Source organism: Kitasatospora sp. NPDC042419 (assembly GCF_056437345.1).
The window spans coordinates 77,148-99,212 of the sequence record NZ_JBWKAW010000004.1 but is presented as its reverse complement, the minus strand read 5'-3'; the positions used below and the strand labels follow the sequence as shown (position 1 = coordinate 99,212).

The following is a 22,065-nucleotide window of genomic DNA, read 5'->3' as shown; positions in this document are numbered from 1 at the left end:
CTACTGCCCGTTCTTGACGAGCGTCGGGTGGATGGTGGCGGCGATCTGCCGGACGGTGTCGGCGTTGCGCACCCCGGCGATGGTGGTGGTCTCGGAACCGATCCGCAGGAAGTGCCCCTGCTGGACGGCCTTCAGCCCCTGGGTGGCCGGGAAGCCCTTGAGGTAGGCCTCGGCCTCGTCGAAGGCCTTCCGGTTGGCTTCCTCGCTCCCGCGGTTGCGCACGGCGAGCTGGATCCAGTCCGGGTTCTTGGCCACCACGTCCTCCCAGGAGACGGGCCGGAAGTCGGCGTCGCAGTCGGCGAACACGTTGCGCGCACCGGCCAGGGTGATCACCGCGTTGGCGACCTGCTTGCTGCAGACGGCCATCGGTTGCTTTGTACCGGCATCGAAGTCGAAGAGGAAGTATCCGGGCCGTTCGGTTTCGGCAATCGAGGCGGTGGCGGTGCGCACCTCGCCGATCTGCTTCTCCATGCCGGCGACCAGTTCCTCGGCGCGGGCGGCGGTCCCGGTGACCGCGCCGAGCCGGCGGACGTCGTTCTCGACCTCGGCGAGGTCGGTGCGCGGCCCCTTGGCGGCCTTCGGGCTGCCGGCGCAGGCGGTGGAGAGCAGCAGGACGTGCTGGATGCCGACGGCCTTGAGCTCCTCCTCGGTCGGCCCGGCGCCGGCCGCGCCCATCATCGGCATCGGCCCGAAGGTGTCCACGTAGAGGTCGGCGCCGGAGCCGAGCAGCTTCTCCTTGGGGATCAGGGTGTCGCCGAGCACCGGGACCTTGGCGCCCTGCTCGGCGACGGCGGCCGGCAGGCTGCCCTTGCCGGGCGGGAAGCCGGTGCCGATGACGCGGTCGCCGGCGCCGAGCTGGAGCAGCATTTCGAGGCCGGCCGCGTCGGTGGTGACGATCTTCTTCGGGGCCTGCTTGACCGTGGTCTCCTTGCCCTCGCAGTCGGCGACCTTGACCGGGAACGCGCCGGCGGCGGTCGCTTGTCCGCTACCGCCGCCGTTCGAACCGTCGTTGCTTCCCCCGCCGTCGCTCGAACAGCCGGTGGCGAACAGGGCAACGGCGGCCGCGATACCGCAGATCACGCGAGGGCGCATCAGAACTCTCCTGGTCAATGGTCGTGCTCGGGTCCGTCCTACGAACCCGGACCAGGTAGTCGGCCGTGGTGCGCGGTCGGTTCCCGCGAGTTTGCCCGGATGGCCGGCTCCGGATGCGTCTAGGGTGGCGCGGTGACCTCCTCTTCCGCCCCGTGCGCCTCCGCGAGCTCCCCCTCCGCGCCGGTCGGCGAAGGCGCAGCTGACGCGGGGGCGGGCAGTGCGCAGACAGGCAGTGCGGGGGCGGGCGGTTCGGGGACAGGCGGTGCGGGCGCCGGCCTCGCGCTGCCGGTCGACGACCTGGGCCTGGCCGTGCCGCTCGGGCCGCTGCCGGTCCGGCGGGTGGTGTCGCTGGTCCCCTCGCTCACCGAGGCGCTCGCCGCCACCGCACCCGGTCTGCTGGTCGGCGTCACCGACTGGTGCAGCCACCCGGCCGACCTCGCCGTCCCCCGGATCGGCGGCACCAAGAACCCCGACGTGGCCCGGATCGTGGCGCTCGCCCCCGACCTGGTGATCGCCAACGACGAGGAGAACCGCCGCCCCGACCTGGACGCCCTGCGGGCGGCCGGCCTGCCCGTCTGGGTCACCGACATCCGGACCCTCGACCAGGCCGTCCGCTCGCTGCACCGGTTGCTGACCCTCGGATGCGGCCTGCCCCGCCCTGCCTGGCTGGACGGCGCCGAGGCCGCCTGGGCGGCGGTCCGGCCGCTGCCCGGGCCGGCCCGCCGGGCCGTCGTGCCGATCTGGCGCCGCCCCTGGATGGTGCTCGGCCGCGACACCTTCGCCGGTGACCTGCTCGGGCGCCTGGGCGTCCGGCTCCTGCACTCCGACCACCCCGACCGGTACCCGGCCGTCCCCCTGCCCGAGTTGCTGGCCGCCGGGCCGGAACTGGTGGTCCTCCCGGACGAGCCCTACCGCTTCACCGCCGACGACGGCCCGGAGGCGTTCCCCGGCGTCCCCGCCGCGCTGGTGAGCGGTCGCCACCTCACCTGGTACGGACCGTCGCTGGTGGAGGCGCCGGCCGTGCTCGCCGCCCAGCTGGCACGGGCGCTGCCGGAGTAGCCGGCCGGACCAGCTGCGGACGCCGATGCCGATGCCGAATGCCGGGTTGCGGAAGGCGGGTTGCGGAAGGCGGATGCGCACGAAGGACCGCCCCACGCGAAGGCCCGACGATCGGGTAGTCGTACGATGTCGGCCTCTCACCGGGTCAGCCGGTGACATACGGGGGGATCGATGCACGTGAGTGCAGTACGCGTGAGTGCCGTGCGCAGAACCGCTTCGCGGCGGGTGCTGGTGACGGTGTCGGCGGCAGCCGTGTCCACCGCGCTCCTGGCGGGCTGCGGCACCAAGAAGGCGGACGAGCAGGCCGGGGGTACGCCCACGCCGCCGCCGGTCGCAGCCACCACGGACGTCACACCGTCCGCCACACCCACCCCCACGCCGACCGTCACACCGAGCGCCTCCCCGTCCGCCACCGCGACGCCGAGCGCGAGCAGCAGCGCCTCACCGCGCAGCACCCCGAGCAAGTCGGCGAAGCCGAGCCAGAGCACCGCGCCGGCACAGAGCACCAGCCCGACCGCGGACACCGCCAAGGCCGGCGCCGCCAAGCCCAGCAGCGCCAAGCCCGCCGAGACCCCTCCCGCGCAGCCGGCCCCGCCCGCGCCGGCCCCCGTCGCGCCGCCCGCAGGAGCCGCCGTCGCCGCCGCTCCCGCGCCCACCGCGAAGCCCGGCCCCGTCGCGCCCCCGCCGCCGCCCGCGCCCGCGACCCCGCACGTCCCGCCGCTGCAGAGCTCCTGCACGCCGTCCAAGCCGCAGCCCGACGAGCCGAAGGAGACCGTCGCCGCGGCCCTCACCACCGCCGCCGGAACGCCCCGGACGCTGTTCCTCAGCAGCGGCGGCACCGACAAGCTCCCGGCGCTCCCGGTCAACCTGGTGAAGGCGATCGCCTGGCAGGAGAGCGGCTGGCAGTCCGGCATCCTCGCCTGCGACGGCGGCATCGGCACCATGCAGATCATGCCCGCCACCGTGAGCTGGATGAACGGCAAGTTCGGCACCACCTCGGACCCGAAGACGCTGAACGGGAACGTCCAGCTCGGCACCCAGTTGCTGGACTGGCTGATCGCCTACTACGGCGACTCCTCGTTCGGCGGGAAGTACGACCTCTCCCCCGACCCCGCCACCGGCAAGACCCCGCTGCTCGACCTGGTCATCGCCGCCTACAACGCGGGTGCCGGCAACGTCCACTACAACACCGTCACCGACCCCGCCACCGGCACGACCACCGGCAGCCTGGTCATCCCCAACCCCGGCTACGTCGCCAACGTGAAGGCGCTGATGACGAGCCAGCCCTGGAACAAGACCGGCTGACCCGTCCCCCGGCGCCCGGAGCCCTGAGCTCCGGAGCCCCACGGGGGAAACGGAAGGGGCCCGGTGGATGCGGTACGCACCGCATCCACCGGGCCCTCTGCTTCCGTCCGTCAGGCGCGCGCCGCCGTGACAGCGGTGCCCAGCGCCTCCTTGATGCGCGGCCCGAGGCGGGCGAAGCCCAGCTCCTTCATCGCGGCCCGGAGCAGTTCCTCGTCGCTGCGCCCGACGCCGTCCCCGTCGATCCAGCGCACGATCGAGAGCAGTTCCTCGGCGGAGTAGGCCGTCACCGGGCGACCCGGCGTGAACTCCGGCTTCTCCGGCCGCGCCGCCGGGACGGTGGCGTCCGCCTCGGGAGCGGTCTCCTCGACGGCGGGCACCTCGGGCTCGACGTCACTCACGACGTCCGCCGCCGCAACCGGCTCGACGGCCGCCGGCTCGGACTCGGGCTCGACCACCGGCTCCGGCGCGGCATCCTCCGCCGGTGCCTCAGCCGATGCCTCGACGGGCGTCTCGGCCGCGCTCTCGGCCTCGGCGTCGACCTCGACCACGGCAGCCGCCGGCACCTCGGCCTCGACCGCCGGAACGTCCTCCTCAACCGGTGCTTCGGCAACCGGCTCGATCGCCTCGACGGCCTCAACGGCCGAGGACTCCTCGGCAACCGGCTCGGCGTCGGCATCGACGGCCGCCACCGCGACCGCCACGGCCTCGGTCTCGGTCTCGGTCTCGGTCTCGGTCTCGGCGGAAGCCTCCTCCACCTCCACCGTGCTCTCCGCAACCGGCTCGACCTCGGCATCGACAGCAGCCACAGCGACCGCCACGGCCTCGGTCTCGGCCTCAGCCTCAGCCTCGGCGGAAGCCTCCTCCACCTCCACCGTGGCCTCCGCAACCGGCTCGGCATCGGCATCGACGGCAGCCACAGCGACCGCCACGGTCTCGGTCTCGGTCTCGGTCTCGGTCTCGGTCTCGGCGGTAGCCTCCTCCACCTCGGCGGTGGTCTCCGCAACCGGGGACTCCTCCACCTCCACCGTGGCCTCCGCAACCGGCTCGGCCTCGGCCTCGACAGCAGCGGCTTCCGCAGTCTCAACGGCGTCAGCATCAGCGGCCGAAGGCTTGACCGGGGCGGCGGGCGTGGTGCCGACCAAGTCGTCGGCGGCGGGCGAGGGGGCCGGGAGGGTGACGACGAGCGGCTTCTCCTCGACGACCGACTCGACGGCCGCCTCGGTCCTCGGCTCACCGGTCTCCGGGGCCTCGGCCGCCGACTCCTCGGTCGTGTGGACCTCAGACTCCGGGGTCTCGGCCTCGGCCTCGGCCTTCGGCTCCTCGGTGTCGGTGGCGGTCTCCGTGTCCGTGTCCGTCGTGGCGTCAGTCGCGACGTCCTCCGCGCTGCCGGTCTCGGCAGCATCCGGCGCCTCGATCACGGCCTCGTCGACGGCCTCGTCGACGGTCGCGGCCTCGGCCTCAGCCTCGGCACCGGTCGCCTCGTCCTCCTCCGGAGCCTCCGGCTCCCCGCTCCCCGCGAGGCCGTCACGCTGGCCGCCGGCCAGCGCCTGGCGGGCGGAGTAGGCGGCCTCGGCGGCACGGCGGTCGGCGCGGGCCACCGTCAGCTCGGCGAGGAGGTCGGCGAGGCCGGCGTCCTCCAGGGTGGCGCGCAGGGTGCGGATGGTGGGGAGGCGGTAGAGGGTGCCCTCGTCCGCGGCGAGGCGCTCGACCAGGTCGACGAGGTCCGGGAAGGACAGCGCGTCGAGGTCGTGTCCGGGCAGCAGGCGGGCGAGCTCGCGCAGGCCGGTGTTGATGGCCTCGACCGCCTGGGCGGTGCGGTGGACCAGGGCGCCGTCGGCCGGCGGGACGGGCAGGGTGCCGGCGGGCGCGAGGGCGGCCCAGGCACGGCGTTCGACCTCGGCCGACGCGAGGGCCTCGTGGAGGTCCTGCGGGCGCGGGCGGCCGGGGGTGGCGGCGAGGGCGGCGGCCTGCTTGCGCAGCGAGCGGGCGCGCAGCCAGGAGAGCTTGACGCCCCGCTCACGGCGCCAGGTCCGGTCGGCGGTGGCGGCGGCGAGGGTGCCGAGGTCGGCGTCGTAGGCGGCGGGGGTGAGGATGGTCGACGTCCGGTGGACGAGCTGCAGCATCTCGACCAGCACGGCGGTCTTACCGGCGGTGTCCGGTGCGTCGATCTTCACGTCCGCGGCGAGCGCGGTGACGTCCTCCCAGGTCTGCTGGAGGTCGTGGCCGCGCAGCTCTGCGAGGACGGTCGAGGCCGCGCGGGCGTCCTCGGGGCTGGCGACGGTGTCGACGGCCGCGTACCAGGCGTGCGTGTCGGCGGTGAGGGTGAAGGCGCCGAGTTCGGCGTACCGGCCGAGTTCTTCCCGCAGGTCGGTGTCGGCGGTGACCGCCTGGCCGCGGGTCTGCTCCAGGTCCTTGGCGTCGGTGGCGTCCTTGGCGTCTGCGGCGTCGGCTGCGTCGGCGTTGCGCGAGTGAAGCACTGTCATGTGAGGTCCGGTTCTGGGCGACTGCGGCGGGGCTGGCGGCGAGGGGGCCGGCGGTCCGGGTGCGCGAGGGGCTCCGGCGGGAGCGGCCCCGGGGGTGCGCGGTCGGGCTTCCGGTTGTGGAGGCCAAGAATACGGGTGCCCGTTCGAGCCTTGCACGCACCCACCGCCCCTCGGACGGGTGTGGCGTGCCATACCGCTCGCCTGGCCGCTACTCGGGAGGGCCGGGCGGGTGGTCCGGGTGTCCGCCGGACGGGTGGTCCGTACCCCGGACGGGCGGGTGGTGCGCACCCCGGACGGGCGGCGCGTCGGGCGGGCCGGGCCGCCGGAGCCGCTCCGGCTGAACGGTGCGGAGCCGTCGCCCGAGCGGTGGGCGGTACCCGGCGCGGCCGAGGGCGGCGAGGTCGACCGGCGCGAGGTAGTCGGAGAGCGCGGTCCGGTGCCACCACGCTCCGGTTTCCCGCAGTTCGCGCCAACCGGTGAACCGGTAGAGGTGGAGGGTCGCCCGGACGTGGGTCGGCGGGGCGTCGGGGAAGGGGTTGTGGCGCAGCAGCCGGAGGGTGTCCGGGTCGTTGACCAGCAGTCGGGCGACGAACGGCAGGAACCAGGGCCGGGCGTAGGCGGGCGAGATGCCGGCGAACCACATCAGCCAGTCGAGCCGCAGGTGGTAGGGGGCGTACTGGCGCGGGAGGCGGCGCACGTCGCCGGGTTTGCCCTTGAACCCGTACTCCTTCCACACGGTGTTCCGGGTGACGGCCGGATCGTCGGTGCCCTCGACGACGACCTCCTGACGGAGCCGGTTGACGCTGCCGAAGGCGCCGTAGGTGTTGACGAGGTGGAGGCGGTTGAAGGAACGGTTCATGACCTGGCGACGGGACAGCATGTTCCGGACCGGCCAATAGCTGAGGACGAGGACGGCGGCGGTCAGCGCCAGGACGAGGGCCTCGTACCAGGCGGGCGCGTCTCCGTACGTCCGGTCGTGGACCGGCAGGCCGAGGCGGGCGGGGTCGACGGCGGCGAGGGCGAGGGCGATGGTGAGCCAGTTGAGCCAGGCGAAGTTGCCGGAGGCGACCAGCCAGAGCTGGGTGGCGATCACGGCGCAGGCGGCGAAGGTGGCGACGGGCTGCGGGAGGAGGAGGCAGACGGGGACGGCGAGCTGGGTGACGTGGTTGGCCGCCGCCTCGACGCGGTGCAGCGGGGCGGGCAGGTGGTGGAAGAACCAGCTGAGCGGGCCCGGCATGGGCTGGGTCTCGTGGTGGTAGCGGAGGCAGGTCAGGTCCCGCCAGCAGCTGTCGCCGCGCAGTTTGATCAGGCCGGCGCCGAACTCGACCCGGAAGACCAGCCAGCGCATCAGCCACAGGACCGGGGCGGGCGGGGCGGTGTCGGCGTTGCCGAGGAAGGCCGCCAGGAAGCCGGCCTCCAGCAGCAGCGACTCCCAGCCGAAGGAGTACCAGGTCTGTCCGACGTTGACGATGGAGAGGTAGAGGACCCAGAGCGCCGCCCAGCAGAGGATCGACGCCCAGAGCGGGATCGCGTCGCCGAGTCCGCCGGCCAGGGCGGCGGATAGCGCGGCGCCGGTCCAGGCGACGGCGGCGAAGAAGCGGTCGCTGTAGTGGAGGTGGAAGAGGCCGGGCGACTGCCGGAACGGGACCCGGGCGGTGAAGCGGGGCACGGGCAGCATCCCGCCGGCGCCGATCAGGGCGCGGAACTGGAGGGCGGCGGCGAGGAAGCCGGTCAGGTAGAGGGCGGCCAGCAGCCGTTGCACGAGCAGTCTGCTGAGCCAGTACTCGGGGGCGGCGAACCACTGCATGCGGCCCATGCCTACCACCGGGGCCCGCCGCACGGGGCGTGGGTGCGGGAGCGGGGCGGACGGTTCACCCGGGCGGTGGCCGTCCCGTCGGCCGAACCGGGGCCCGGCCGGTCGCGCACGGCCGCGTCGTGCACGGCGGCGTCGCGCACGGCTGCGTCGTGCACGGCGGCGTCGTGCACGGCGGCGTCGCAACGGCGGTGCCGCGCACGGCGGCGTGCGCGCAGCACTGTGGCGGGGAGCCTCTCCTCGGGGGTGAGAGGCGCCCCGCCACGGTGGCGGTGGTGCGGAACCGGTGTCAGCCCGGGAGGACGAGCCCGGTCCCGCCGGCGCCGAGGCCCGGACGGCCGGCGGGGGCGGCGCCGTTCTGCTGGAGCCGGTCGACCAGGAGCGCGGCGAGGGTGCCGAGTTCCTCCTCCGTGCGGGACTGCGCGGTGACGTCCATGCCGACGGTGAGCACGCCGTTGACCTGGCCGGTGCGGGCGGTGCGCAGCGGGGTGCAGGTGAAGCTGAAGATCTGCTGGATCCGCTGGGCCTCGGGGCGGTTGGACTGGATGCGGACGTCGTTGAGGACGGTGGTCCGGCCGGTGTGGTACGCCTCGGAGACCGCCTGCTGGAGGCCTGCGATGCCGAGCTGGGGGTAGGCCTGGCCGATCGTGCCGTACGCCGCGGGGGCGCCGAAGATGTCGGCGTGCTGGGCGTTGGCGTAGCGGATCTCCTGGCCGGGACCGTCGGTGAGCATGATCGGGAAGGGCGAGCCGTCGAAGGCCGCGAACATCTCCTGCTGCTGGGCGAGCAGGTTGTCGCGCAGCCGGATCTCGGAGAGCAGGGCTTCGGCGAGGTGCTGGATGTCGCGCAGTCGTTCGCGGCCCCACTGGCGGGGTTCGCGGTCGAGCACGCAGACGGTGCCGATGACGGTGTTGGTGTCGTCGACGAGCGGGGCGCCGAGGTAGGCGCGGACGCCCAGCTCGTCGACGACCGGGTTACCGGCGAAGCGGGGGTAGGCGAGGATGTCGTCGAGGGCGAGCGGGGAGCGCTGGGCGACCACGTGCGGGCAGAAGCCGTGACTCAGCGGCATCTCACGGGTCGGAAGGTCGAAAGCGATGCCGCGATCCGCCCAGGAGGCGCCTCCGTCGGTGGCGACATCGGTGGAGTTTGGCGGAATGTAGAGCCCCCGGAACATCTGGCGCTCGTCGTTGATGAAGTTGACCATCGCGATGGGGGCGCGGGTGATGCTGGCGGCCAGGTGGGCGAAGCGGTCGAAGGCCTCGTCCGCGGTCGGTTCGTTGAGACCCAGGCTGCGCAGCCTGCGGGTCCGCTCGGATTCCCCGGCGGCACCCGGGAACTGGCCTTGAGTGCTCATCACATCAGTCATGGCGCACATGTAATCAGACATGCGGCGCCTTCCGCGCTCCCAGCCCTCCACATCCGGCTTGCTGATGCTCAGTCAAAGCTGCATGTCGGCGACGACCCGGCCGACCGGGGAAAGTGGGGTGGATCTTTTCCCCCTCCTGGGGCCGCCTCAACCCCCGGTGGTCCTTGGACGATCAGGATCTCGCCAATCGAAGATCCACTATGGAGCACTACCAAGCCACATATGACAATGAGCCCTGCCGAAAACGGTGGTTCCTTCGGGCAGCGTTGGACATCGCCGATACTCCGCGCGCACCGGCTGCAATGGGGCAACCGGCCGCCACCCCACCACCCCCACGCCTGGGCGACCGGAGCGGATCGGCTGCACGGACGGAGGCACGACCACCAGACGATCCGAGAGGACCCCGGCATGGCGATGGACTACTTCACCGACGAGCGACACGAATGCCTCCGAGCGGAGGTGCGGGAGTTCGCGGAGAAGGAGATACGCCCGCAGGTGGCCAGAATGGAGGCCGACCGCCAGGTCGAGTTCGAACTCTCCCGGGAGATCGCCCGCCGTGGCTGGATCGGGGTCACCATCCCCCGCGAGTTCGGCGGGCTGGGCCTCGGACACCTCGCGAAGACCGTGATCGTCGAGGAGCTGGCCCGGGTCAGCGGGGCGATGGGCGCGATGGCCCAGGCCTCACAGCTCGGCGTCGCCAAGGTCATCCACTTCGGCAACGACGTGCAACGACGCCACTGGCTGCCCAAGTTCGCCTCCGGGGAGTCGCTGCCGACGATCGCCGTCACCGAACCGGAGTCCGGCGGCCACGTGCTCGGCATGACCGGAACCGCCCGGCGCGAGGGCGACGAGTACGTGCTCGACGGCCGCAAGTGGTTCGTCGGCAACTCGCACATCGGCGACGTCCACGGCGTGGTGTTCCGGACCGGCAAGGGCAGCCGGGGCCTCTCCGCCTTCCTGGTGGAGAGCGACCGCCCCGGCTTCCGTACCGGCACCCTCGGCTCGCAGAGCGGCCTGCACGGCTTCAGCTTCGGCGAGATCGTCTTCGAGGGCTGCCGGATCCCGGTGGCCAACCGGCTCGGCCGGGAGAGCCAGGGGCTGGACGTCGCCTACTCCTCCTCCACCCTGTACGGACGGCTGAACCTCGCCGCCGTGGCGCTCGGCATCCACGTGGCGATCGTCGAGGACACCGTGCGGTTCGCGGAGGGGCGGATGCTCTACGGCAAGCCGCTCTCCCAACTGCCGAACATCGCGCTGAAGCTGGGCGAGATGCAGTCCCGCCTGATGACCGCCAAGCTCGCCGCCTACCACGCGTCCCACCTGCTGGACCACGGCAAGGCGTGCGACGCGGAGCTGATGAACGCCAAGCTGATCAACACCGAGTACGCACTGGACTCGGCCCGCAACGCGATGGAGATCCACGCCGCCCGCGGCCTGCAGGCGGAGTTCCACATCGAGCGCTACCTGCGCGACGCCACCCACGTCTACCCGCCGGCCGGCACCTCCGACATCCAGCGGCTGCGGCTCGGCCAGGTGGCCTCGGGCACCTACGGCAAGCAGTGGTCCGCCGAACTGGCGGGCCTGGCCAGCTGGGCGTGGACCGAACTGGCCCAGCGGGAGGCGGCCACCGAGGCGGCGGCCGAGGTGGGGGCGGTGTTCCGGATGCCGCTGGCCGGCTAGCCGCTGTCGCCTGCGACGGCGACAGCGCCGACGCCGACGCCGACGGCCGATCCTCCGGCCCAGGCCGGCTTGACCTGTCCCTGACGGCTTTCCGGCGACCGCTCCCCGGTCGCCGGGAAGCCGTCGGACGTTTCCCGCAACTCCGCTGACCAGCGACGATCCCCGGCCCGAGGGAGCCCCCGGAGACGGGCGCCCCCGTCACCGGCCGTTCACATATCGTCAGTTGATGTTGCAGGGAGGGCACCTGAGGCTGGTAGCGTGCCTGCAGTCGGCGGCCGTGCTGCACTCGTCCGGACGGTGACGCCGCGTCATCCCCTCGGGGAGCCGCCGGCCGTGGCGCCCCCGAAGCCCGGCCGGTACCGCACACGGGCGACCCCGCCGTTCGGCCCTGCTACAAGGAATCAGATGCCAGGCATATCGGCCCCCCGCACGGGCCACCGCGCCGGCCGGTCCGGCTCCCTCCGCAGCTCGCTCCTCGCGCTCGCGCTGGTCCCCTGCCTCGGCCTCGCCGCCGCCTGGGGCTACGCCGCCTACCTGCTGCGCGACTCCGGAGAACGCACCGCCCTGTACGCCGGAAGCGCCGTCGTCGTCGCCGTCCTGCTCTGGAGCACGGTCCGCGGCGTCCGCGTCGCGCGCACCCTGTCGGCCCGGCTCTCCGGCCTGCGCGCCGACACCCTCGCGATCGCCCAGCACGAGATCCCGCAGGTGGTCGGCCGGCTCCAGTCCGGCGAGTCGGTCCCGACCCCGCCCGCCTGGGCCCCCGCCCGGCGGGTCGGCGACGAGGTGCAGCAGACCGCCGACGGCCTCGCCGCCGTCCGCCAGGCCGCCGTCGCCGCCATCATCCACCAGGCCCAGGGCCGCGAGGGGACGAAGAAGGTCTTCCTCAACATCGCCCGGCGCACCCAGATCCTGATCCACCGCCAGATCAGCATGCTCGACGCGCTGGAGCGCGAGCACGAGGAACCCGAGCTGCTGCGCGAACTGTTCGCCGTCGACCACCTGGCCACCCGGATGCGGCGCAACGCCGAGAACCTGGTCATCCTCGGCGGCGCCCTGCCCGCCCGGCGCTGGCGCAACGCCGTCCCCATGGTCAACGTGCTGCGCAGCGCCGTCTCCGAGACCGAGAACTACGCCCGCGTCGTCGTCCAGGGCGTGCCCCGCTCCTCGCTCAGCGGCCAGGCCGTCGCCGACGTGATCCACCTCGTCGCCGAACTGATCGAGAACGGCACCACCTTCTCCCCGCCCTACACCCAGGTGCAGGTCTCCGCGCAGGAGGTTCCGAAGGGCCTGGCCGTCGAGGTCGAGGACCGCGGCCTCGGCATGAGCGTGGAGGAGTACGAGCGCCTCAACGACTACCTGGCCAACCCGCCCGAGCTGGACGTCTCCGCGCTCGGCGACGACCTGCGGCTCGGCCTCTTCGTGGTCGCCCGGCTGGCCGCCCGGCACGACATCCAGGTCACCCTGCGCCCCTCCCCGTACGGCGGGACGCGGGCCGTGGTGCTGGTGCCGGCGGTCCTGCTGGAGCAGGCCGAACAGACGGCCTCCGTTCCCGGCCTGCCGGCCGGCGCCCGGGTCACCCGGACGCCCGTGCCCGAACCGCTGCCGGGCGAGGAGACGGACCTGGGCGAGATCGACGAGGAGCTGTCCGGTGCGCTGGCCGGCGTGCTCAGCGGGCTGCTGGGCACCCCGACGGCGGGTCCCGGCGGCGCCGGAGCGCCCGGTGCGGGCGGAGCGGGCGTCGGCGACGCGGGTTCCGGGGCTCCGGGGGCCGATGTCCTCGGCGCCGTCGCCCCGGGCGGCCCCGGCACTGCCGGCGGAGCCGCCTCCGGAGCCACCGTCACGGGTCAGGTCGTCACGGGTCAGACCTTCGCCGGCCAGACCTTCGCGGGGCAGACCTTCACGGGTCCCGCCGTCACGAGCGGGCCGGTGCGGCACGAGGTCGCGCCCACGGACGGCACGCCCGCGGGCGGAGTCCCGGCCATCGGGGCCCCCGACGACGGGAACGGACCGACGATCGGCGAACTGCTCGCGCGCTACCCCATGGGCGGCGCACGGGGCGAGGACGACCCCGCGGTCAACGGCGGTCTGCCGGTGGGCACGGAGATCCCCGGGCTGCCGGGCGCGGTGGTGGTACCGCGGCCCGTCCTGCCCCGGCCGTACGACGAGCACGGGGGCGAGGCGGCGGGCGAACCCGCCGGGCGGTGGGCGGACGGATCCGCCGAAGCATCCGGAACCGGAATCGGAACGGGCGACGGCAACGACGGCGGCCGCAACGGCGGCCGGGACGGCAGCAGTGACGGCGGCGGTGAACCGCTTCCGGCCGGACCGCCCGCACCCACGCACCAGCGCGCCGGGGAGGCCGCCTTGGACCACGGCCCCGACGGCGAGCTCCGCACCCCCCGCGTCCTGCCCCAGCGGGTCCGCAACGCCAGCCTCGCCGAGCAGTTGCGGGAGGCGCACGCACCCGGCGCCCTGCTGCCGCCGGTCGCCCACCCGGGCACCCCGGCGGCCGGCCCCGGCACGGCGGCCACCGGCCGGGCCAACCCGTACGCCCGGCCCGCCCAGCCGGGCCCGTACGGCCAGCCCGGCCAGACCGGCCAGCCCGGTCCGGCAGCCGACGACCTCGCGCCCCAGCGCTCGCGCGCCACCATGGCCGCCATCCAGCGCGGCACCCGCACCGCCCGCGCGGCGGCCCCCGACTCGGACGCACCGGCCGCTCCCTCTGCACCGGCCGCACCTTCCGCAGCTAAGGAACAGCAGTGATGACGCAGCACACCGACACCCAGCGCGACCTCAACTGGCTGCTGGACCAGCTGGTGGCGCGGGTCCCGGAGACCCGGCACGCCATCGTCCTCTCCGAGGACGGCCTGCTGGTCGGGCTCTCCCAGGGCCTGGACCGGGCCGACGCCGAGCACCTCTCCGCCGTCGCCTCCGGCCTCCAGAGCCTCGCCCGCGGCGCCGGTCACCGGTTCAACGGCGGCCGGGTCCGCCAGACCGTGATCGAGATGGACCAGCTGTTCCTGTTCGTCACGACCGCGGGCCAGGGCGCCCGGCTCGCCGTGCTCACCAGCGAGTCGGTCGACGCCGGGCTGATGGCCTACGAGATCAACATGCTGGTCAAGCAGGTCGGCCAGTACCTCACCGCGGCGCCGCGCAGCGACGCCGGCCTGTCGGGCGCGGGTGGCAGTGCGTGACCGTCGACGCCGAAGAGGCCTGGTTCTTCGACAAGGACGCGGGCCATCTGGTCCGTCCTTACGCCATCACCAACGGGCGCACCGGACCGGTCCGTGACGGGTTCGCGCTGATCACCCTGGTGGTCACCGCCGACCCGCGTACGGACACCAGCCGGCTGACGCCCGAACCGGCCGCGATCCTCGACCTCTGTCGCGAACGCCCGCTGGCGGTGGCCGAGATCGCGGCCAGCCTGGACCTCCCGGTGAGCGTGGTCAAGGTGCTGCTGGACGACCTCGCCGAGGCGCGGATGATCCTCACCCGGGCACCCGTCCAGCTCGCCGAGGCCCCGGACATCTCGCTGATCCGGGCCGTCATCGAGGGCGTCCGCCGGCTCTGACCGGCCGACGGCCGCTGCCTGCCGCTTCCGCCCCCGCCCCGTGCTGTCCCCGCTGTCCCAGTTTCGTGCTCCCGTGTTCCGTGTTCCGCCCCAGTTTTGCGTTCCGTCCCCGTTCCGTGTTCCGTTCAGTTCCCTTCCAGGAGACCCGACGTGACGACCCAGAGCCTCGTGCCGGGCGCGGTCAAGATCCTCGTCGCCGGCGGCTTCGGCGTCGGCAAGACCACCATGGTGGGCTCGGTCAGCGAGATCGAACCGCTGCAGACCGAGGAACGGATGACCCGCGCCAGCATCGGGGTCGACAGCCTCGACGGCATCCAGGACAAGTCCACGACCACCGTCGCGATGGACTTCGGGCGGATCACCATCCGCGAGGACCTGGTGCTCTACCTCTTCGGCACACCCGGCCAGTTCCGGTTCTGGTTCATGTGGGACGACCTCGCGCTCGGCGCGCTCGGCGCCATCGTGCTGGCCGACACCCGGCGGCTGGAGTCCAGCTTCGCCGCCGTGGACTTCTTCGAGCAGCGCGGCATCCCGTTCGCCATAGGGGTCAACTGCTTCCACGGCCGCCGCGACTGCACCCCCGACGACGTCCGGCACGCCCTGGACCTCGACCCGGGCGTCCCCGTGGTGCTGTGCGACGTCCGCGACCGCGCGTCCAGCAAGGAGCTGCTGCTCGCCCTCCTCGACCGGGTCCACCGTGAGGCGCTCGCCGCCCAGCGCTGACCGGCCGTGCCCGGGCGCCTGGGCCGGCCCCACGCGGCCACGCTCAGCCGGGCGGGCGCTGACTGGCGCGCGCCGGCCGACGGGTGGGCGTCGCCCTCAGGCCCTGACCGGGGACTGAGGGGTCAGCTCCAGCTCGTACAGCGCACGGACCAGCGGTGCCAGCTCCGGGACGTCCGCGGCCTTGGTGAGCGTGGCCTCCAGGGTCGCGTCGTGGACCGGCCGGGCCGCCTTGAGGAGCTCGCGGCCCTGCGGGGTCAGCTCGGTGTAGATGCCGCGCCGGTCGTCCGCACAGAGGTAGCGGCTGAGCAGCCCCCGGTCCTCCAGGCGGGTCACCAGCCGGGTGGTCGCACTGCTGCTCAGTGCGGCCGCCCGGGCCAGCTGCTGCATCCTCATGTGCCAGCCGTCCTGCCGGGAGAGCGCGTCGAGCACCGTGAACTCGACCACCGAGAGCCGGTGCTCGGCCTGCAGGGCCTTCTCCAGCGCCGAGTCGATCAGGCCGTGCAGCGCGGCGAGCGTGCGCCAGCCGCTGGCGCGGATCTCGGCGGCATCGTCCTGGATACCCATGGCTGGAGCCTCTCTGTGCCCGTCGTCCCTCGGTGCCGGTCGTCGGCTTCCGCTCGTCGGCTGCCGGTCGGCGGTATGACAACCGGTCGAACGTTTCACGTCCTCCAAGTATGCCATTCGGCGCTCTTTACCTGCTCGTGCAAGTACCTCTCCTCATGGCTCCTACGACAGCAGTGACTGAGCGGCCCCTTCCCCGGCGGGCACCGCTCCCGTCGTGGACGGCGTCCAGGCGGTCGCGCAGAGTGCCGAGGCGAGCTCCTCCCCGTACCAGGCCGCTGCCAGCCAGGCCGCCGCGAAGCCCTCGTGGTCGTCCGCGACCACCCGGCCGAAGACGTCTCGCCGCTGGTCCGCAGCCGCCGCGCGCAGCCCGTCCAGCAGCGCGGCCCCGGTGGCCAGGCCCGCCGACCGCAGCCGTACCCGGTCGCCGTCCACCGACCGGGCGCCTTCGACCGTCCGCACGGTCAGCGTCAGCGCGGACCTGCCGCCGGTCACCGACTGCTCGACCCGGCGGGTGAGCAGGTGGACCGGGGCCTCGGGTCCGGCCTGGTCCGTGAGGGCGGCCTGGGCGTCCGGCGCCGGAGGGTCCGCCGGGGCAGGGGTGGCAGGGGCCGGGAGGGAGAGGTCCGCCGTCTGGAGCCGCTCCAGGCCCAGGTTGACCCGGCCCGCCCGGTCGGCGGGCAGCGCGAGCGCCGGCTCGCCCGGGTGCGGGCCGTCGGCCGGCACCCCGACCGCCAGCAGCCGCAGCTCCGGACGGGCCGCCCGCTCCAGCCGACCGATCACCCGCAGCCGCAGCCCGGGCGCGGCGGCGAGCAGGGCGAGGTTGCCCCGGTGGGCCAGCCCCGGGTGGTCGTGGGCCGCGCGGAGGGCGACCACCGTCCCCCCGCAGTCGGCCAGCAGCTGCGAGGCGCCGCCCGGCCCGTACGGGACGGCACCGATCAGTGTCACGTCCAGGAACAGCAGCTCACCCCCGGCTGGCCTGCTCTCCGGGGGCAGTGCCGCCGCCGCCAGGGCCCGCTCCACCTGGGCGGCCGGCGGCTCGGCCCAGAGCCCGGTGAGCGGCTCCGCCGACCACGCCGCCCCCGCCGCACGGACCGCCCGGACCGAGGCGCCCGCGCCGAGCCGGCCGGCCGCGGAGCGCGTGGCGCCCTGGACGGCCAGCCCGGCCCGGGTGAACTCGCGGTGGCTGAGCAGCGCGTCCCCCAGGCGGACCGCCCGGTTCCCCGCTCCGACCGCCTGCGGGGCCGCCGTCGTGGCGTCGGTGTGCGGCATGACCTCGGCGATCGTGTGCAGACCGCCGCCCGCGTCGGCCGCCCAGGTGACCACGCCGGCGTGGGTGGCCGTCAGCACCGGCTCGCTGAACAGCCCGTACAGCCGCAGCCCGCCCGCCTCTCCGTACGCCTGGCGGGAGGTGCCGCGCAGGCCGGCGACGCCGCCCGGAGCCGTGGTCGCGGCACCGGTCGGGGCCTCGGTCGGGACGGCGGTCAGGGCCGTGGTCAGGGCCGTGGTCAGGCCGAGGAGCTCGCGCAGGCCCGCGACCAGGTCGGCCAGCCGGTGGTCCGGCTCACCCGAACGGGCCGCCCGGACGCGGGTGACCACCGCCACCGCCGCGGCCGCCGGCCGGTACAGCCCGGCCAGCCGCGCCCGGTGGGCCGCCCGCAGCAGCTCCGCCTGGAGCACGGCGCCCGCGCCGCCGACCCCCGCCGCCAGGACGGCGGCGCCCGCCCGGTGCAGCCCGTGGACGGCGGCCGACTCGGCGGCGGTGAGCACGTCGGGGGACGGCGTACCGACGCTCCCGGGGCCGGCGACCGGGCCGAGTACCGCAGTGGTGGCGGCCGCGGTGGCGGCGGCCGCGGCGGCCGGCTCCGCGGTGTCCGCGCCGGCAACCCCGGTGGCCGGTTGCCCGTCCGGTTGCTCGGCCGGTTGCCCGGCCGCCGGCTCCTCCTCCGCGATCGGACAGACCGTGACCGCCGCCGCCCGGTGCACGCACGCGGGCGCCAGCAGGCAGCCGCAGCGGACGTCGGCCTGGTCGGCGATCACCCCGCCCGGCGCGTGCAGGACGAGCTCCGCCTCCTCGTCCACCGCGATCCGCCACTCGTCGCCGGTGCGCTCCACCGGACGCCCCGCCAGTTTGGCCGCCGCGCTGTCCAGCCGCTTCTGCAACCGTGCCGAGAGCCCGGCCACCACCTCGGCGACCACCTCCGGCCGAACCGCCGGCCAGTCCACCGCAGTCTCCGCCACCGCTCCCACCGCTCCCGTCTCCGTCATCGGACCTTCTCCCCCACCCAGCGGGCCAGTTCGAGCGGGCTGAGCGCCGCCACCGGCATCCCGGCCGCGACCAGCCGGCCCGCGACCGCCTTCGAGTACCGCGCCGTCCCGGTGTCGTCCAGCGCGGCGCAGCCGAGCACGTGGCAGCCCGAGTCGACCAGCGCGCGGGTCTGCGCGAGCAGCCCGCCGACCGGGCCGCCCTCCTCGAAGTCGCTGATCACCGCGACCAGCGTGCGGGACGGCACCGTCACCAGCTCCCGCGCGTACTTCAGACCGGCGGCGATGTGGGTGCCGCCGCCGATCCGGACCTCCAGGAGCAGGCCCAGCGGGTCCTCCACCCGGTCGGTCAGGTCGACCACCTCGGTGGAGAAGGCGACGAAGTGGGTGCTCAGCGAGGGGACCCCGGCCAGGATCGACGCGGTCAGCGCCGCCCAGACGGTCGAGGCCTCCATGGAGCCGGAGACGTCGACGACCAGGATCAGCCGCCAGTCGGACGCCTTGCGGGCCCTGGTGCGGAACACCGGCTTCTCCGGCACGATCACCAGGCCGCCCCCGTCACCGCCGTCTCCGTCTCCGATTCCGTGGCCGTGTCCCAGGCCGTGGCCGCCGGGCGGGGCCGGTTCGGCCGGGCGGGCGGTCGCGAGGTTGGCGCGAATCGTCCGGTGCAGATCCAGTCCGCCGCCCGGGCGGCGGCTCGGACGCGGCACGCTGATCCCGGTGAGCGCCGGGCGCAGCCTGGTCGCCAGCTCCCGGGTCAGCTCGTCGACCAGGCGTCGGACCAGCGGCCGCAGTCCGGCGATCCGGGCCTCGGGCAGGCCGCCCGCGTGCTCCAGCACGGTGCGCAGCAGGTCGACGGAGGGCCGGACGGAGCCGGGGTCGATCGCGGCCAGCGCGTCGGTCCTGCCCTGGGCGACGGCGGCCGCCAGCACCTCCTCCCGGACGCCGGGTCCGAACAGGGCGGTGAGTTCCTCGGACCACTCGCGCACCCCCGGGTACGGCGCCTCGCGCCCGCCGCGGTTGCCGCCGACGCCGTCCAGGCCTCGCCCGGAGCCCTCGCCGTGTCCCGTCCCGTACAGCTCGTCGAGAGCGGTGGCGAGCCTGGCCGAGCGCCCGCTGAGGCCGCCGTTCCCCGGTCGGCCGAGCAGCAGCCGCCACCGCTCGGCCGGGCCGAGGGTGTGGGCGGGGGCTAGGGCTGGGGCGTGGGCGGGGGTGTCGGTGTGGTTCCGGGGGTGGGCGGGGTCCGGGGTGGCGAACGCGGGAGCGGGCGTGCGGCCCGGAGCCGGGGGCGTGCCCGGACGGCCGTCCGGAGCGGTGGGCGCGGCCGGGAGCAGTCCTCGACGGCCGAGCGCGGCCCGGGCGGCCAGGTCGGCGCGGGACCAGTCGGCGAGCAGGGCCGGCGGCACCTCCTCGGGCAGGGTGTCGAGGCGGGCCCCGAGCCGTTCCTCGACCAGGGTCAGCAGCCGGTCGCGGGCGGCCGGGCTGAGGGTGTCGAAGCCGCCGCGCAGGGCGGGCAGGCGGTCCAGGAAGGCGTCGTCGGCGAGGGTGACCACCCGCTCCAGCACCGGTTCGAGGACCTCGGGGGCGCTCGCGAACAGCCCCTCGGCCGCTGTCAGCAGCCCGGCCAGGGCGCGACCGAGCGCGTGCCGGGCCTCGGGCCCGGTGGCGCCGTCCACCCAGGAGGCCGCCCGGTCGCCGAACACCGCCGGGTCCTCCTGTCCGAGCAGCACCCGCACCGCACCGGCCGCGCCGCGCACCAGCGGACTCCCGCCGCCGGCGAGGTCGGCCAGGGTGCGGCCGAGCCGGATGCCCCCGGAGAGGTCCGCCCGCCGGGCCAGCTCCACGAGGGCCCGGGCGTCGGCCGGATCGTCCGAGCCTCCCAGCCCTTCCAGCTGCCGGACCGCCGCCACCGTCACCACCTCCCCGGCGGCGGCGAGGGCCTCGGCCCGCCCCGCCCCAACGCGGTCGGCGGCCTGATCGGCGCCGGGTCCGGCCTCGGGTCCGACTTCGTGCCCGGCGTCGGGTCCGGTGGCGGCCGACAGGTCTGCGGCGAGGCCGGGGACGTGGCCGGCGGTGAGCCGGTCCAGGAGGGCGAGGGCGTCGAGGAGTTCGGGGAGGGTACCGCTCTCGGGGAGGACGGCGGTGAGCTGGGCGAGGCGGGTGTCGGCCAGGGCGGGGAGGCCGCAGGCGGCCGCGTCGGCCAGGCCCCGGAGGACCTCGCGCGCGGTCGGGCCGTCCGCCTGCTGCTCACGGCGCAGCTGTTCGCGCAGGGCTCCCTCGGCGGCCTGGGCCGGGGTGACGCCCCGGGTGCCGGCGACGGTGAGCATCGCGGCCGCGGTCGGGGTCCACTGGACGCGCCAGCGGGTGGAGAGGGTCTCGGTGCCGCCCGCGCCCGCCGTGGCGACCGGTTCGCCGTACGGGACCCCGCAGGCGGCGAGCCGCTGCAGGAGGAGTTCGCGGCGCCGGTCGAGGGGCGAGCGGAGCGGGTCGAGACGGAGGTCGCGGGGGGCGGGCTCGGCGGTCTCGCCGGGGCCGGGGAGGCCGAGTTCGGCGAGCAGCGCCTCCACGGCGGGTGCGAGGCCGCTGCGCGGGGCGGCCGGTGCGGGCCGGCCGGTGCGGGTGCCGACCAGGACGCGCTCCAGTGCGCGGGCGACGGCCCGGCCGCGTCCCAGCGGCTCGCCCTGGGCGAGGACGGTCTGCACGGCCTCGACCAGTTCGCCCCGGCCGGGGGCGGCGAGCCCGCGCAGCCGGGCGAGGTCGCCGGCGAGCCGGACGATCTCGCGGGCGTCGGCCGGGCCGGAGGGGTGGTCCTGGTTGCGGAGCGCCTCGCAGATCCGGACGGCGGTGACGGTGAGCGCCTCGGCGAGCCGCTCGGGGTCGCCACCCGCGTCGAGCACGGTGTGCTGCCACTCGGGGTCGCGGATGCCGGCCGGGTAGCCGGAGCGGGCGTCGAGCAGCGGGTAGGTGTAGGGGATCAGCGAGACGACGTGGCCGACGGTCGGGGCGGGGTCGGCGGGCGCGGCGCCGTCGGGGGCGGCTTGGTCGGCGGGGTCGGCGGGGTCGGCGACCGCCAGCGCGGGGGCGTGGAAGGCACCGATCACCGCGGCGACCCGGCGGCCGCCCGCCGAGGCCTCCTCGATCCGGGACCGCATCCAGGCCTCGCGCCGCAGGTCGTACTCGTCGACGCCGGGGCCGTCCTCGGCGTCCCGGCGCAGCGCCCAGCCGACCAGCAGGGCCGCCCTGCGGACGGCCTCCGGCGCGGAGCCGGGAGCGGCCGTCTCGACCAGGCGGTCCCAGAGGTCCTCGTCGTCGTCCCGGCCGGTGAGGCGGTGCCGGAGGGCGTCGGCCACACCGGGGCGGGGGTCGGGGGCGGTCCGCTCCCCCGCCGCCGGGGCGGACCGGCGGTGCCCGGTGCCCCGGAGGGCGAGCGGCAGGTCGCACGCGACCGCCGCCACCCCGTTGCGGCGGGCCCAGCGCAGGGCGGCCAGCTCGGGCGAGAAGTCGGCGAAGGGGTAGAAGGCGAGCCCGCCGGCGCCGTGGCCCGGGTCGCCGCCGTCCTCGCCGGGACCGCCGGGAGCGGCGGCGAGGGCGACCGGCGCCCGGGTGGACTCGTCCGCGAGCCAGTCGAGCCAGGGCTGGAACTCGGCGGGCAGCTCGACCAGCAGCACCTCGGGGCGGGCGGCGTCGAGCAGTGCGGGTACGACCGCGCTGAGCGAGGGCGCGTGGTGGCGCACCCCGATCAGGTACGGCCCGGGCGCGCCGAGTCCGGAGGCGGCCAGCCGGGCCGCTTCCGTCCCGACCGCGCCTCGCGGGTCGTCGACGCCCGCCTCGTCGGGCAGCACCGCGCTGCTCATGTGTTCACCTCTCCGGTGTGGAACGGATCTGGGGTGTGGAAGGGATCTGGGCTGTGGAACGGATCTGGAAGGGGCCGGGACGCCGGGTGGGCGCGCCGGCCGGCCCGGGGCACGGGGCGCCGCCGTGGTGCCGCCGCGGTGCCGCCCGTCACCGGGTGGCTCCGGCACGGCGCGGCGGCGCCGGTCGGGCACACCGCTCACCGGGCCCGGCGGACGGGCCGCCGGTGGCCCGTCCGGTGCCGGCGGTGGCCGGGCGGAGTCCGCCGGGCCCGGTGGCGGTGTGCGTGGTCACC

At 75.3% G+C, this 22,065-nt stretch carries 14 protein-coding genes; 7 read left to right on the top strand and 7 right to left on the bottom strand.

What is annotated here, in order from left to right:
* The gene (locus tag AC067J_RS10260) at nucleotides 1–1,092 is read right to left on the bottom strand and encodes an ABC transporter substrate-binding protein (protein WP_478297525.1); all 1,092 of its coding nucleotides are present in this window, start codon (nucleotides 1,090–1,092) and stop codon (nucleotides 1–3) included.
* Between the two features lie 324 nt (nucleotides 1,093–1,416).
* On the opposite strand from AC067J_RS10260, the gene AC067J_RS10255 reads away from it, so the two are divergent.
* Both AC067J_RS10255 and AC067J_RS10250 read left to right on the top strand, forming a co-directional pair.
* Nucleotides 1,417–2,151 (top strand): helical backbone metal receptor, encoded by a 735-nt coding sequence (locus tag AC067J_RS10255; RefSeq protein ID WP_478298161.1) that lies wholly within the window; start codon nucleotides 1,417–1,419, stop codon nucleotides 2,149–2,151.
* 201 nt (nucleotides 2,152–2,352) lie between these two features.
* A complete protein-coding gene (locus tag AC067J_RS10250; protein WP_478297523.1) occupies nucleotides 2,353–3,456 on the top strand; it encodes a lytic transglycosylase domain-containing protein in 1,104 nt (367 codons plus the stop codon).
* A gap of 110 nt (nucleotides 3,457–3,566) precedes the next feature.
* Here the strand turns inward: AC067J_RS10250 and AC067J_RS10245 are convergent, their stop codons facing one another.
* The 3 genes from AC067J_RS10245 to AC067J_RS10235 all read right to left on the bottom strand — a co-directional run bounded on the left by AC067J_RS10245 (nucleotide 3,567) and on the right by AC067J_RS10235 (nucleotide 9,118).
* A complete protein-coding gene (locus AC067J_RS10245; protein WP_478297521.1) occupies nucleotides 3,567–5,939 on the bottom strand; it encodes a hypothetical protein in 2,373 nt (790 codons plus the stop codon).
* A 208-nt stretch (nucleotides 5,940–6,147) separates the two neighbouring features.
* Nucleotides 6,148–7,746, bottom strand: coding sequence for a lipase maturation factor family protein (locus tag AC067J_RS10240; protein WP_478298159.1), 1,599 nt, complete (start codon nucleotides 7,744–7,746; stop codon nucleotides 6,148–6,150).
* Between the two features lie 295 nt (nucleotides 7,747–8,041).
* On the bottom strand, nucleotides 8,042–9,118 hold the full coding sequence (locus tag AC067J_RS10235; protein ID WP_478297520.1) for a GAF domain-containing protein: 1,077 nt from the start codon (nucleotides 9,116–9,118) through the stop codon (nucleotides 8,042–8,044).
* Nucleotides 9,119–9,526: 408 nt separating this feature from the next.
* Between AC067J_RS10235 and AC067J_RS10230 the strand changes: the two genes are divergently transcribed.
* From AC067J_RS10230 to AC067J_RS10210, 5 genes are all read left to right on the top strand, one after another.
* Nucleotides 9,527–10,798: an acyl-CoA dehydrogenase family protein gene (locus AC067J_RS10230; RefSeq protein ID WP_478297518.1), complete on the top strand. Its 1,272-nt coding sequence runs from the start codon at nucleotides 9,527–9,529 to the stop codon at nucleotides 10,796–10,798.
* 405 nt (nucleotides 10,799–11,203) lie between these two features.
* Nucleotides 11,204–13,561, top strand: coding sequence for a sensor histidine kinase (locus AC067J_RS10225; RefSeq protein ID WP_478297516.1), 2,358 nt, complete (start codon nucleotides 11,204–11,206; stop codon nucleotides 13,559–13,561).
* Nucleotides 13,561–13,992, top strand: a complete 432-nt coding sequence (locus AC067J_RS10220; protein ID WP_478297515.1) for a roadblock/LC7 domain-containing protein — start codon at nucleotides 13,561–13,563, stop codon at nucleotides 13,990–13,992. Before AC067J_RS10225 ends, AC067J_RS10220 begins: the two co-directional genes overlap by 1 nt.
* The gene (locus AC067J_RS10215; RefSeq protein ID WP_478297513.1) at nucleotides 13,989–14,369 is read left to right on the top strand and encodes a DUF742 domain-containing protein; all 381 of its coding nucleotides are present in this window, start codon (nucleotides 13,989–13,991) and stop codon (nucleotides 14,367–14,369) included. The genes AC067J_RS10220 and AC067J_RS10215 overlap by 4 nt, the downstream gene beginning before the upstream one ends.
* Nucleotides 14,370–14,519: 150 nt before the next feature.
* The gene (locus AC067J_RS10210; RefSeq protein WP_478297512.1) at nucleotides 14,520–15,092 is read left to right on the top strand and encodes a GTP-binding protein; all 573 of its coding nucleotides are present in this window, start codon (nucleotides 14,520–14,522) and stop codon (nucleotides 15,090–15,092) included.
* Between the two features lie 96 nt (nucleotides 15,093–15,188).
* Here AC067J_RS10210 and AC067J_RS10205 read toward each other — a convergent pair whose 3' ends face one another.
* The 3 genes from AC067J_RS10205 to AC067J_RS10195 all read right to left on the bottom strand — a co-directional run bounded on the left by AC067J_RS10205 (nucleotide 15,189) and on the right by AC067J_RS10195 (nucleotide 21,772).
* The gene (locus AC067J_RS10205) at nucleotides 15,189–15,656 is read right to left on the bottom strand and encodes a MarR family winged helix-turn-helix transcriptional regulator (RefSeq protein ID WP_478297510.1); all 468 of its coding nucleotides are present in this window, start codon (nucleotides 15,654–15,656) and stop codon (nucleotides 15,189–15,191) included.
* A 162-nt stretch (nucleotides 15,657–15,818) separates the two neighbouring features.
* Complete coding sequence (locus tag AC067J_RS10200; RefSeq protein ID WP_478297508.1) at nucleotides 15,819–17,921, bottom strand: hypothetical protein; 2,103 nt, start codon at nucleotides 17,919–17,921, stop codon at nucleotides 15,819–15,821.
* Nucleotides 17,918–21,772, bottom strand: a complete 3,855-nt coding sequence (locus AC067J_RS10195; RefSeq protein ID WP_478297506.1) for a DUF5682 family protein — start codon at nucleotides 21,770–21,772, stop codon at nucleotides 17,918–17,920. Before AC067J_RS10195 ends, AC067J_RS10200 begins: the two co-directional genes overlap by 4 nt.
* Nucleotides 21,773–22,065 lie beyond the last annotated feature (293 nt).

What these genes read in the sequence shown, in the direction of transcription:
- AC067J_RS10260 (WP_478297525.1), bottom strand. Translation starts at nt 1,092, where the DNA reads ATGCGCCCTCGCGTGATCTGCGGTATCGCGGCCGCCGTTGCCCTGTTC.
- AC067J_RS10245 (WP_478297521.1), bottom strand. Translation starts at nt 5,939, where the DNA reads ATGACAGTGCTTCACTCGCGCAACGCCGACGCAGCCGACGCCGCAGAC.
- AC067J_RS10240 (WP_478298159.1), bottom strand. Translation starts at nt 7,746, where the DNA reads ATGCAGTGGTTCGCCGCCCCCGAGTACTGGCTCAGCAGACTGCTCGTG.
- AC067J_RS10235 (WP_478297520.1), bottom strand. Translation starts at nt 9,118, where the DNA reads ATGACTGATGTGATGAGCACTCAAGGCCAGTTCCCGGGTGCCGCCGGG.
- AC067J_RS10230 (WP_478297518.1), top strand. Translation starts at nt 9,527, where the DNA reads ATGGCGATGGACTACTTCACCGACGAGCGACACGAATGCCTCCGAGCG.
- AC067J_RS10225 (WP_478297516.1), top strand. Translation starts at nt 11,204, where the DNA reads ATGCCAGGCATATCGGCCCCCCGCACGGGCCACCGCGCCGGCCGGTCC.
- AC067J_RS10220 (WP_478297515.1), top strand. Translation starts at nt 13,561, where the DNA reads ATGACGCAGCACACCGACACCCAGCGCGACCTCAACTGGCTGCTGGAC.
- AC067J_RS10205 (WP_478297510.1), bottom strand. Translation starts at nt 15,656, where the DNA reads ATGGGTATCCAGGACGATGCCGCCGAGATCCGCGCCAGCGGCTGGCGC.
- AC067J_RS10200 (WP_478297508.1), bottom strand. Translation starts at nt 17,921, where the DNA reads ATGACGGAGACGGGAGCGGTGGGAGCGGTGGCGGAGACTGCGGTGGAC.
- AC067J_RS10195 (WP_478297506.1), bottom strand. Translation starts at nt 21,772, where the DNA reads ATGAGCAGCGCGGTGCTGCCCGACGAGGCGGGCGTCGACGACCCGCGA.